Annotated in this window: 10 protein-coding genes; 4 read left to right on the top strand and 6 right to left on the bottom strand. The window is 67.9% G+C overall.

From position 1 onward, the window contains the following. Nucleotides 1-213 precede the first annotated feature (213 nt). Both ACP7A3_RS04545 and ACP7A3_RS04540 read left to right on the top strand, forming a co-directional pair. The gene (locus ACP7A3_RS04545) at nt 214-930 is read left to right on the top strand and encodes an ABC transporter ATP-binding protein (RefSeq protein ID WP_043059219.1); all 717 of its coding nucleotides are present in this window, start codon (nt 214-216) and stop codon (nt 928-930) included. Continuing rightward, nucleotides 931-2,136, top strand: coding sequence for an ABC transporter permease (locus ACP7A3_RS04540; protein WP_244056119.1), 1,206 nt, complete (start codon nt 931-933; stop codon nt 2,134-2,136). A gap of 264 nt (nt 2,137-2,400) precedes the next feature. On the opposite strand, the gene ACP7A3_RS04535 is transcribed toward ACP7A3_RS04540, so the two are convergent. The 6 genes from ACP7A3_RS04535 to ACP7A3_RS04510 all read right to left on the bottom strand — a co-directional run bounded on the left by ACP7A3_RS04535 (nt 2,401) and on the right by ACP7A3_RS04510 (nt 10,491). Then, entirely contained in the window at nt 2,401-3,015 is a 615-nt protein-coding gene (locus ACP7A3_RS04535; protein ID WP_426255189.1) for a nucleotidyltransferase family protein, read from the bottom strand. After that, a complete protein-coding gene (locus ACP7A3_RS04530) occupies nt 3,002-3,925 on the bottom strand; it encodes an XdhC family protein (protein WP_426255190.1) in 924 nt (307 codons plus the stop codon). Before ACP7A3_RS04530 ends, ACP7A3_RS04535 begins: the two co-directional genes overlap by 14 nt. A gap of 381 nt (nt 3,926-4,306) precedes the next feature. After that, on the bottom strand, nt 4,307-6,511 hold the full coding sequence (locus ACP7A3_RS04525; protein ID WP_426255191.1) for a molybdopterin cofactor-binding domain-containing protein: 2,205 nt from the start codon (nt 6,509-6,511) through the stop codon (nt 4,307-4,309). Between the two features lie 216 nt (nt 6,512-6,727). Further along, entirely contained in the window at nt 6,728-8,962 is a 2,235-nt protein-coding gene (locus ACP7A3_RS04520; RefSeq protein WP_426255192.1) for a xanthine dehydrogenase family protein molybdopterin-binding subunit, read from the bottom strand. Nucleotides 8,963-8,965: 3 nt separating this feature from the next. Further along, a complete protein-coding gene (locus ACP7A3_RS04515; protein ID WP_426255193.1) occupies nt 8,966-9,946 on the bottom strand; it encodes an FAD binding domain-containing protein in 981 nt (326 codons plus the stop codon). Next, a complete protein-coding gene (locus tag ACP7A3_RS04510; RefSeq protein ID WP_082049304.1) occupies nt 9,943-10,491 on the bottom strand; it encodes a 2Fe-2S iron-sulfur cluster-binding protein in 549 nt (182 codons plus the stop codon). The genes ACP7A3_RS04515 and ACP7A3_RS04510 overlap by 4 nt, the downstream gene beginning before the upstream one ends. A 99-nt stretch (nt 10,492-10,590) precedes the next feature. Here ACP7A3_RS04510 and ACP7A3_RS04505 point away from each other — a divergent pair, with 99 nt between their 5' ends. Then, nucleotides 10,591-11,637 carry a glycerophosphodiester phosphodiesterase gene (locus ACP7A3_RS04505; protein WP_426255342.1) on the top strand — a complete coding sequence of 349 codons (1,047 nt, stop codon included), beginning with the start codon at nt 10,591-10,593 and terminating at the stop codon, nt 11,635-11,637. After that, nucleotides 11,638-11,925, top strand: coding sequence for a hypothetical protein (locus tag ACP7A3_RS04500; RefSeq protein WP_043060565.1), 288 nt, complete (start codon nt 11,638-11,640; stop codon nt 11,923-11,925). Nucleotides 11,926-12,303: the final 378 nt, after the last annotated feature.

The raw sequence follows: 12,303 nt of genomic DNA, 5'->3' as shown, positions 1-12,303 counted from the left end.
TCTTTTCAGGCGTTGTGGGTATGCAGGGGCGTCTGCCAGGCTTCCCCCGTCACCCCGGACTCGTTCCGGGGTCCACCGGGCAGCGGGGGCAACGCTTGAGCCTCCAGCCATTCCCCTCGCCGCGGAGTGGACCCCGGACCGAGTCCGGGGTGACGGGTAGGGCGTGGCGCTGTTGCGCGCCTCCCTCCGTGGCGGGAAAGCGGGACGTTGCCCATGGCTGACCCGCTCATCTCGCTGCGCAACGTCACCAAGGTCTATGGCACCGGCGCGACGCAGTTTCAGGCGTTGAAGGGTGTCGACCTCGACATCCAGGCGGGCGATTTCGTTGCGGTCATGGGGCCGTCGGGGTCGGGCAAGTCGACGACGATGAACATCCTCGGCTGCCTGGACGTGCCGTCGGGCGGGACCTTCCTGTTCCGCGGCCACCATGTCGAGACGCTGGATCGCGACCAGCGCGCGCTGTTGCGGCGGCGCTATCTCGGCTTCGTGTTCCAGGGGTTCAACCTCTTGAGCCGCACCAGCGCGCTGGAGAATGTCGAGCTGCCGCTGCTCTATCGCGGCGAGGACAAGAAGACGCGGCGCGAGCTAGGCATGGCGGCGCTGGAGAAGGTGGGCCTCGATCGCTGGTGGGATCATACGCCCGCGGAACTGTCAGGCGGCCAGCAGCAGCGCGTCGCCATTGCACGCGCGATTGTGACGCAGCCCGACGTGCTGCTCGCCGACGAACCGACCGGCAACCTCGACAGCGAACGATCGGTCGAGATCATGGAATTGCTGACCGACCTCAACCGCACCGCCAACATCACCGTGCTGATGGTGACGCACGAACCCGACATGGCGGCGTTCGCGCGCACGGTCGTCCACTTCAAGGACGGCCTGGTCGAGCGGATCGAGGCGCAGCACCGGCAGGGCGAGGCGGTGGAGGCATAGATGCTAGGCACCACCTTCATCCTCGCGATCCGGTCGATCCGGCGGCATCTGCTGCGCTCGTTCCTGACCATCCTGGGCATCGTGATCGGCGTCGGTGCGGTCGTCACGATGGTGACGCTGGGCAAGGCGACGACGGCGGCGGTGCAGCAGCAGATCAGCGCGCTGGGCAGCAACGTGTTGCAGGTGCGGCCCGGCCAGGGCTTCGGCCGGGGTGGTGGCGGCCCGCCGCCGCCGCCGTTCAAGGTGCCTGATGCGGATGCGATCGCGACGCAGATCGCGGGCGTCACTGCGGTCGCGCCGCAGACCAACGCCAGCGCCACCGCGATCTACGAGGGCGCGAACTGGTCGACGACGATCAACGGCACGACGCTGGCGTTCAACACGGTGCAGCCGTGGCCGCTCGCCGCCGGGCGCTATTGGTCGCCGGCGGAGCAGGAGGCGGGCAAGGCGGTTTGCCTGATCGGCAATACCGTGCGCAAGAACCTGTTCCCGTCCGGCAATGCGGTCGGCACGCGCATCCGGCTGGGCAATGTCAGCTGCGACGTGATCGGCGTGCTCACGACGCGCGGGCAGGGCGGCTTCGGCGACCAGGACGATGTGGTCGTCATGCCCATCAAGACGGTGCAGCGCCGCTTCGTCGGCAACGATGACGTGCGCGTGATGCTGGTCGGCGTCGATCCGGCCTATTCCAGCGCGACCGTGCAGTCGTCGATCACCGCCCTGCTGCGCGAACGCCGCCACCTGACCGGCGCGCGGCCGGACGATTTCAACATCTTCGACACCAAGCAGATTTCGGACACGCTGACCGGCACGACGACGTTGCTGACCCGCATCGTAGCAGCGGTGGCGGCGATCAGCCTGGTCGTCGGCGGCATCGGCATCATGAACATTATGCTGGTGTCGGTGACCGAGCGCACGCGCGAGATCGGCATCCGCCTGGCGATCGGCGCGGTCGCGCGCGAGGTGCTGTTGCAATTCCTGGTCGAGGCGGTCGCGCTGTCGTGCCTGGGCGGGATCGTCGGCCTGATCATCGCGCAGGGCGTGATCCTGGCGCTGGTGCCGCTGATGCAGGTGCCCTGGACGTTCGATCCGCAGATCAACCTGATCGCGTTCGGCATATCGGCGGTGATCGGCGTGGTGTTCGGATACTTCCCCGCACGGCGGGCGGCGGCGCTGAACCCGATCGATGCGCTGCGACACGAGTGACGTGGGCGGCGATATGGACAAGGTGAACACCTGGTGGAAACGGTTGAGGTGGGTTGCGTCCAACATCGCTCTTGGCGTTGGGGCGCCTGACCGCTTCGTCCATCATTGCTTCGGCCCGCTCGCAATGACGGGTTGGGGGGTAAAGACAGGTCTTTGAGATCGTTCGTCACCCCGGACGTGATCCGGGGTCCCGCTGTTGGCCGTGCGTTAAAGAAGAAGCGGGACCCCGGGTCGAGCCCGGGGTGACGGGGAAGGTGGGGCGCATTACGGCCGTCGCAGGCGCGTGTAGGTTTCGGGGTCGCCGACCAATGCGCGGAGCCGTTCCAGCTCTTCGGGCGTGTCGACGTCGATCAGTTCGGCCGAGGTCGTGACGACGTGCTTGCCGCCGCGGACCATGTCGCGGGCGCCCTGATCGCCTTCCAGCGCCAGCAGGGCGTCGAATCGGTTGCGGCCGAAGACGGCGGGGGGCTTGGGGCTGATGCCGTCGCTGGAAGCGACGACCGCGTCGGGGCCATCCGCAGCCTCGAGCAGGTGCCAGATGTGCGTGGCGGTGACGCGCGGCATGTCGGCGAGCGCCACGACCACGGCCTGCGCACCATGCGCGCGCGCGCAATCGACGCCGAGCGCTACCGATCGGCCGAGGCCCAGTGCAGGATCGTCGTTCCGTACAATCGTATAGCCGTGTGCGGCATAATCGCATTGCGCCTTGCCGATGACGGCGACGCGTTCGCGGAACGGCATGTCTTCGAGCGCGACGGCGACGTGCAGGCCGAGCGCGCGCCCGAGGAACGGTTCGTCGAGCTTGCTGCCAAGGTCGCCCATCCGCTGCGAACGCCCGGCGGCGAGCAGCACAAGCACGCAGTCTTCAGCGGCGATCATGGAACGCCCCCACCATGGCCGCGGCGATCGACAGCGCGATTTCCGACGGGCCGATCGCGCCGATATCGATGCCGACGGGCGCGTCGATCCGGTCGATCTGCGCTGGCGTAAGGCCCTCCGCGGTCAGCCGTTCGCGGCGCGCGGCATGGCTGCGGCGGCTGCCGAGCGCGCCGACGTACGGCGCGTCGGTGGCGAGCGCGGCGATGAGCGCGGGATCGTCGATCTTGATGTCGTGGCTCAAGGTGACGACCGCGGTGGCGGGGCCGGGTTTCAGCGCGGCGATCGCCTCATCGGGCCAGCGGTCGTCGAGTGTCACGCCGGGGAAGCGCTCTTCGGTGAGGAAGCGCGCGCGCGGGTCGATGACCGTCGTGGCGATGCCGAGCGTCGTCGCCAGCGCGACAAGGCTCTGCGCGATCTGCACCGCGCCGACGATCAGCAGGCGGCGCGGGGGATCGTAGCGGTTGACGAACACTTCGCCGGTTTCCTGCGGCCTGAGATCGCTGTGGCCGGTGGCGAGGTCGGTGGTGACGGTCAGCGCCTCACCGCGGTCACGCGCGTCGGCGATGCGGTCGAAGAGTTCGGGGTCGAAGCCGGCGGCGGAGACGGGCTGCACCATCACCGCGATCTCACCGCCGCAGGGCAGGCCGACCTCCCAGGCCGCGGCATCGGCGACGCCGTAGCGCTTCAGCTGGAAGGGCGCGCCGGCGATGACGTCGGCGGCGGTCTGCAAGATGTCGCTTTCGACGCAGCCGCCCGACACCGATCCTTCGAACCGACCGTCGCCATGGACGAGCATGTGGCTGCCCTTGGGGCGCGGCGCGCTGCCCCAGGTGGAAACCACGGTGGCGAGGGCGAGCGGTTCGCCTTTCCATTCGCGCGCGGCGGCGAGGACGGAGTCGTTTTCGGCCATGGTGTTGCGGTTCCTGCCCTAGCGGTGATCGTGAGAGGGGGTGGGTGAAGTTGCGGACCTTACTCCGTCACCCCGGACGTGTTCCGGGGTCCACGGCGCCGCAGGGGGATGGCAGGAGGCTCCGACGTTGCCCACGCGGCACGGTGGACCCCGGACCAAGTCCGGGGTGACGATGTGTGTGGGGTAAGGGCGGCTGGCAGTGGCGAGGGCGGCGTTTTCGGCCATGTCGTGTCCTTTTTCAGTCCTCCCCCGCCAGGGGGAGGTGGCGCCGCCGAAGGCGGTGACGGAGGGGGCGGTTGGCGGTGTCCATCATGACAGGCCGAATAGTTACCTCCCCCTCCGTCAGCTTCGCTGCCACCTCCCCCTGGCGGGGGAGGAATTTTAGAGGGGTGGCAAGCCCGGCAGTAGGGCGTCGAGCGTGACGGGGAAGTCGCGCACCCGCACGCCGGTCGCGTTGTAGATGGCGTTGACCACCGCCGCGCCCGCGCCCGAGATGCCGAGTTCGCCGACCCCCTTTGCGCCCGCCGGATTGGCGCTGTCGTCGATCTCCTCGACGAAATGCACCCCGATCTGCGGCACGTCGGCATTCACCGCGACGTGATATTCGCCGAAGTCCGGGTTGACGAAATGGCCCGAGCGCGGGTCGACCACCGCCTCTTCGCTGAGCGCATAGGCGATGCCCCACACCATGCCGCCGATCAGCTGGTTCGCCGCGGTCTTGGCGTTGAGCACGCGGCCGACGTCGAACACGCCGAGCATACGGCGCACGCGCACCTCGCCGGTAACGGCGTTGACCGCGACCTCGACGAAATGCGCGCCATGGCTTGCCTGGCTGGTGCGCTGGCTTTCCTTGCCGGGGGCGGTCTTGCCGCGGGCGACGATCGGTTCCCCGCGCAGCAGGTCAGGCAGCGCGACGCTGCGGCCGCCGGCAGTGACGCAGCCGTCTTTCAGCGTCAAATCTTCGGGCGCGGCGTTCATGCGGCGGGCGAGGTCGCTGAGGATATCCCCGCAGGCGAGCGCCGCGGCGGCGCAGGCGCTGCCCGCGCCGAACGATCCGCCCGAGCCGGCGCTGGGCGGCAGGTCGCTGTCGCCCAGCCGCACTTCGACCGAAGCGACGGGCAGGCCGAGCATCTCGCCGACGGTCTGCGCGAGGATGGTGTAGGTGCCGGTACCGATGTCGGTCATGTCGCAGGCGACGATTGCGCGGCCGTTCGCCTCCAGCCGCACCTCGGCTTCGGCCTTGACGGTGAAGTTGCCGCGCAGTGCCGCGGCCATGCCGTGGCCGATCAGCCATTCGCCCTCACGGCGCGCGCCGGGCGTGCGGTTGCGAGCGTCCCAGTCGAAACGGCGGGCGCCCTCGTCATAGCAATCGAGCAGGCGGCGGGTGGAGAAGGGCTTGCCACTGACCGGATCGACCTCGGGTTCGTTGATGCGGCGCAGCTCGATCGGGTCCAGCCCCAGCCGTTCGGCGAGCTCGTCCATCGCGCATTCGACGGCGAAGGTGCCGATCGCCTCGCCCGGCGCGCGCACCGCGCCGGTAGCAGGCAGGTCGAGCCGGACGAGATCGGTGCGGAAGCGGCGGTTTGCGCCGCCGTACAGCGGCAGCGAGCCGAACGGGATGGGTTCGAGGAAGCGCGCGTCGTCGTTCTGCGCGGCGACGCCTTCGTGCGCGAAGGCGGTGATGTGGCCATCCTGCGTGGCGGCGATCCGCACGCGCTGCGTCGTCGCCGAGCGGTGGTGGACCAGATAGGCGGTCTGCGCGCGGGCGAGCGCGACCTTGACCGGACGACCGGTCTTCTGTGCGGCGATGGCGGCGAGGATCACCTCCGGCCCGACGCCGGTCTTGCCGCCGAAGCCGCCGCCGACGAAGGGGGCAAGGACGCGGACCTTGTCCGTATCGAGGCCCAGCGCTTTCGCGATCGTGGTGCGCGCGGCGCCGATCACCTGGTTGCTGGTGCGGACGGTGAGCGTGCCGTCCTGCCACCAGACGGTGCTGGCATGCGGTTCGAGCGCGGCGGGGAAATGGACGGGGGTGGTGTAGGCAAGGTCGATCGTCACCGCCGCGTCGGCCAGCGCGGCGTCGAGGTCGCCCTTGTCGATCGCGGGCAGGAAGCCGAGGTCGTGGTCCTGTTCGACCGACTGCTCCGCCATGGCGAGGCGGGCGGGCGCCTCTTCTACCGATACGACGACGCGGGCGGCCGCGTCGCGGGCGATCGCCTGATCCTCGGCGACGACGATCGCGACGGGCTGGCCGTAATGGAAGATCGTGTCGGTGCCGCTGTGCGCGGCGCCCTGCGAATTGCTGCCGCCGGTGACCATGCGCGGGTCGTCGTGGATGACCGCGACGACGCCGGGCATCGCCTCTGCGGCGCTGGCGTCGATCCCCGTCACGCGGCCGCGCGGCACCGGCGCGCCGACGATCGCGGCGTAGAGCGTGCCGTCGGGCGCGTCCTCATAGGCGTAGGTGGCGGTGCCGCTGACCTTCGCCGACCCTTCGATCCGCGCGATCGGCGCGCCGAGCACGCCCTGCTGCCCGTGCGCCAGCCCGTGGGGGCGATACGCGCGGTCCATCGTCATCTCGTTCATACAGGCTTCTGATCCTTGCCCGGGACCGGGTGAGGGCGAATGTAAGGTGTTGGGCGGGGAGGGGAAAGGGTGGCCCCTTCATACTTCGTCAACCCTCCCGTCATTCCCGCGAAGGCGGGAATCCATAACCTCTGACAATCGCGACAGAGGCGCGACGGCAGCACGTCTGGATTCCCGCCTTCGCAGGGATGACGGGAGGGGTTCGGGGCGGCGGAATCACACCGCGGGCAGGCCCTCCAGCAATTTGTCGAGCGTCACCGGGAAGTCGCGCACGCGCACGCCGGTGGCGTTATAGATCGCATTGCCGACGGCACCCGCCGCGCCGCAGATGCCGAGTTCGCCGATGCCCTTGGCGTGGAGCGGGTTCGCCTGGATGTCGCGTTCGGGCAGGAATTCGACCTCCAGCTGCGGCACGTCGGCGTTCACGGGGACGTGATATTCGCCGAGGTCGCGGTTGACGATCTTGCCGTTGCGCGGATCGTGGACCAGCTCCTCCGACAGTGCGCAGCCGATGCCGAAGGTCATGCCACCCAGGCATTGCGAACGCGCGGTCTTGGCGTTGAGGATGCGGCCGGCGGTAAAGACGCCGAGCATCCGCTTGACGCGCACCTCGCCCGTCACCGCATGGACCGCGACCTCGCAGAAATGCGCGCCGTAGCTGGCCTGGTTGAACGTCTTTTCCTGGCGGCCGGGGCTGACTTCGCCGGTCGCCTCGATGCCATCGCCGACCAGTTCGGCCAGCGGCACGCTGCGATTGTCGGCTATGACGCGGCCGTCCTTCAGCGTCATCGCATCTTCGGCGACGCCCATCGCCTTGGCAATCTTGGCGCGCAACGCCTCGCAGGCGAGATAGACCGACGTGCCGGATGATCCCGCGCCCCACGACCCGCCCGACCCCGCGCCCGGCGGTGCGTCGGTATCACCGAGGTGGACGGTGACGTCCTCGATGGGCAGGCCGAGGATCTCGGCGGTGATCTGGCCCAGGATCGTGTAAGTGCCGGTGCCGATGTCGGTCATGTCGGTTTCGACATGCGCCTTGCCCTGGCCGTCGATCGAGACCTTGGCGGCGGACTTCATCAGCATGTTCGATCGCGCGGCGGAGGCGACGCCCATGCCGTACAGCCAGTCACCGCGCCGGTCGGTGCCGGCGGGCTTGCGGCTCGACCAGCCGAACGCCTCTGCTCCCCGCTCCAGACAGGGGATCAGCGAGCGGGAGGAATAGGGGATGTTCTTTTCCGGATCCTTTTCGGGCTCGTTGCGGCGGCGCAATTCAATGGGGTCGATGCGCATCTTTTCCGCCAGTTCGTCGATCGCGCCCTCCAGCGCGATCAGGCCGACCGCTTCGCCCGGCGCGCGCATCGATCCCGCCAACATCCAGTCGAGACGAACGATGTCGTGCGTGATCCGCCGATTGTCGCCCGCATAGAGGAAGTGCGTCGCCATGCCGGTCGGTTCGAAGAAATCCTCGCCCGGCAGGTTGCTGACCAGGGTTTCGTGGCCGATCGCGGTCAGCTTGCCGTCGGCGGTGGCGCCGAGGCGCATCCGCTGTTCGGTGTTCGAGCGGCGCACGGTCGCGTCGAACACCTGCTGGCGTGCCATCACCGCCTTCACCGGGCGGTTCAGACGCTTCGCCGCGATCGCCGCCGCGACGCTTTCGGGGGCGATGCCGAGCTTCGATCCGAAGCCGCCGCCGACATAGGCCGCGACGATCCGCACCTTGTCAGCCGCCACGCCTAGCGCCTTGGCGAGCTGCTGCTTGTCGGACGAGGGCATCTGGTAGGCGCCGTACAGCGTCAGCGCGCCGTCTTCCCACACCGCCAGGCTGGCATGCGGCTCCATCGCGGCGGAATTCTGCGAGGGCGTGGTATAAGTGACGTCGACGGTGAAGGCGGCGTCGGCCATGGCCGTGTCGATATCGCCCTGGTCGTGGTGCGGCGGGATCTGCTGCGGCTTGGGCTCTTCCGCCTCGCTCTTGTGCGCCTCGAAGTCGTAGCGGCCTTCCGCGGCGTCATATTGCACGTCGACGTGCAAGGCGGCGTCGCGTGCGGCCTCATAGCTTTCGGCGATGACGATCGCGATGATCTCGCCGTGGTAAGCGACATCCTCGACGCCCTGCGTCGGCGCGGTCGTCTCGCCGCCCTGCTGCGGGTTGCGGATGAAGCTGGCGTAATCGGTGATGACGTCGATCACGCCGGGCAGCGCCTTGGCACGGCTTGCGTCGAGCGAGGTGATCTTGCCCGCGCCCACCGTCGCGCGGACGAGATAGCCGTAGGCGACGTTGTCGAGCGCATATTCCGCCGCATAGGTCGCCTTGCCCGACACCTTCTTTGGGCCGTCGATCCGGTCGATCGGCTTGCCGATCACGTCCTGCGACGAGGTGTCGAGCAAGCTGTCGGGATGGCTTGCATTCATCGTGAGCGAATTGGTGTCGCCCTTGCCGAAACCGAACATGCCTTATTCTCCCGTCAGGTCGCGAAGCGTGGCGACGAGCACCCGGCGCGTCAGCGGGATCTTGAAGTCGTTCGAGCCATAGCCCTTGGCATCCGCCAGCAGCGCATCGGCGGCGGCGTTGAATGCGGCGTCGGACGGTGCTTGGCCGACGAGTGCGGCCTCCACCGCCGGGTTGCGCCACGGCATCGGGCCGAGGCCGCCGAAGGCGAGCGATGCAGACGCGATCTTGCCATCCTCCACCCTCACCACGCCGGCAATCGACACGATCGCAAAGGCATAAGACGCGCGGTCGCGGACCTTGCGGTACACTTGGCGTCCCTTGGGCGGCGCGGGCAGTTCGATATGGGTGATCAGTTCGCCCGTCTCCAGCACCGTCTCGATGTTCGGCGTGTCGCCGGGCAGACGGTAGAAATCGTGGATGGAGATACGGCGCTTGTCGCCGTCGGGGCGCTGCGTGATGATCGTGGCATCGAGCGCGCGCATCGCCACCGCCATGTCGCTGGGGTGCGTCGCGATGCACTGCTCCGACGTGCCGAGCACCGCGAGGATGCGGTTGAACCCGCCGATCGCCGAACAGCCGGTGCCGGGCTCGCGCTTGTTGCACGGCATGGCGGTGTCGTAGAAATAGTAGCACCGCGTCCGCTGCAGCAGGTTGCCGCCCGTAGATGCCTTGTTGCGCAACTGGCCGCTGGCGCCGGCGAGCAGGGCGCGGCTCAGCACCTCGTACTTGGCGATGACGCGGGGGTCGGCGGCGAGGTCCGAATTGGGTACGAGCGCGCCGATCGTCAGGCCGCCGTCCTCGCGCTCCTCGATCTCGCCCAAGGGCAGCCGGCTGATGTCGACCAGCTTTTCAGGGGTTTCGATCTGCAGCTTCATCAGGTCGAGCAGATTGGTGCCGCCCGCGATGAACTTGGCGCCCGAGCTGTGTGCGTCGCGCACCGCGGCATCGGCGCTGTCCGCCTTGGCATAGGTGAAGGTCTTCATGCCTCTGCCTCCGCCTTGGTGTTGCTATGGCGCAGCGCGACATCGACCGTGCCGTTCGCCTCTGCCACTTCGCGGATCGCATCGACGATGTTGGGATAGGCGGCGCAGCGGCACAGATTGCCGCTCATCCGTTCGGAGATTTCGCCATCGTCGAAGCGCGGCGCGTCGAGGTCGCCGGTGACGTGGCTGGGCCAGCCCTTCTTCACCTCGTCCATCATACCGACCGCCGAACAGATCTGGCCCGGCGTGCAATAGCCGCACTGATAGCCATCGTGGCGGACGAAGGCGGCCTGGAGCGGGTGGAGGTCGTCGGGCGTGCCGAGGCCCTCGATCGTCACGATCTCATCGTCCTGGTGCATCACTGCGAGGCTGAGGCAGCTGTTGATGCGGCGGCCGTTGACCAGCATCGTACACGCACCGCACTGGCCGTGATCGCAGCCCTTCTTGCTGCCCGTCAGCCCCAGATGCTCGCGACACAGGTCGAGCAGCGAGGTGCGGATATCGGGCTCCGCCTGATAGGACTGCCCGTTGATCGTGAAGTGCATGGAAACCCTCGCAGTTCGGGGGTGTCGCACCCCTGTCAGATTAGGGCCGTAACGCTCTGGGTCATGATGGTTTCCGCTTTGCGAATCGCTCTCACCGGGATGCTGCTGGCATCCGTTCCCGCAACCGGGCAGGATCGTCCCATGACGCATGCGCCTCTTTCGCCCCCTATCGTGATCGCGCACCGCGGCGCGAGCGGATCGCGCCCCGAACATACGCTGGCCTCGTACGAGCTGGCGATCGAGCAGGGCGCCGATTTCATCGAACCCGATCTGGTGCCGACCAAGGACAATGTGCTCGTCGCGCGCCACGAAAATGCGATCGGTGGCACCACCGACGTCGCGCAACATCCCGAATTCGCCGACCGCAAGACGACCAAGACGATCGATGGCCAAACGCTGACCGACTGGTTTACCGAGGATTTCACGCTCGCCGAATTGAAGACGCTGCGCGCGAAGGAGCGCCTGCCGCAGCTGCGCCCCGGCAATGCCGCCTATGACGGCAAGTATCAGGTGCCGACGCTGGCCGAGATCATCGATCTCGCCAAGCGCCAGTCGAAGGAATTGGGGCGGACGATCGGCATCTATCCCGAAACCAAGCACCCGACGTATTTCGCCAGCATCGGCCATCCGACCGACGTCCTGCTGGTCGAACAATTGCGCAAGGCGGGGTGGCATGACGCCAGCGCGCCGGTCTTCATCCAGTCGTTCGAGGTGAAGAACCTGCAACGCATCCACGCGATGACGGGCATCCGCCTGATCCAGCTCGTCGCGGGCGAGGGGGCGCCGGCGGATGGCGCCGCGCCCTCCTATGCCGCGATGCTGACGCCGGCGGGGCTGAAGCAAATCGCGACCTATGCCTTTGGCATCGGCCCCGACAAGGCGCAGCTGTGGACGGACAAGACGGCGACCACGCCCTCCACGCTCGTCGCCGATGCGCATGCCGCGGGCGTTCGCGTCCACCCCTGGACCTACCGCGCCGAAAACGCCTTCCTGCCGCCGCGCTTCCAGCGGGGGACGGACAAGGCCGCGCATGGCGATATCGCGGGCGAGATCACGGCGGGGCTGGCGCAGGGGATCGACGGATTCTTCACGGATTATCCGCTAATTGGCGTAGAGACCCTTCGGTCGGCCAAGGATCATCCGTAAATGCGTATCGCCCCTGTTTCCTGCGTTGCTCTGATACCGCTCGCGCTCGCCACCACCGGCTGCGTCAGCACCGCCGCCACGATCGTGAAGGCGCCGTTCAAGGTCGCCGGCAAGGCGATCGACTGGACGACGACCAGCCAGGACGAGGCCGACCGCAATTACGGCCGCAAGATGCGCAAGCAGGAAGCGAAAGAGGGGCGCGAACGCCGCAAGGCTGCGGAGCAATGCCGCAAGCATCCCGACGATCAGGATGCGTGCCGCTATTCCGGGTATCGCGCGGGGTATTGAAGGGGGGCGCTCTTTTCGTCACGCCGTCTTGCGACACGCCCCTCCCGTCATCCCGGCGGACGCCGGGATCCATGGACACGGGCGACTGATGGCGCCGCGCGACAACGGCGTTCACCGCAACCATGGATCCCGGCGTCCGCCGGGATGACGAGAGTGGGAGAGGCGGCGCCTGACACCCCCAAATCCGTCATTCCCGCGAAGGCGGGAATCCAGAACCTCAAACGGTTGCGATAGAGCCGCGCGGTCAGCCAGTCTGGTTTCCCGCCTTCGCGGGAATGACGCCTATATGGCCTTGGCCGAGGTGTTCATCAGGCACTCCCCCGCCAATTCGTCATCCCGGCGAACGCTGGGATCCATGGACACGGGCGACTGATGGTA

This window comes from Sphingomonas sp. DC5200-1 (assembly GCF_049897245.1).
Classification (GTDB): Bacteria; Pseudomonadota; Alphaproteobacteria; order Sphingomonadales; family Sphingomonadaceae; genus Sphingomonas; species Sphingomonas aquatilis.
Note: the sequence above shows the minus strand (reverse complement) of the source record. Positions and strands in the feature narration are given on the sequence as shown.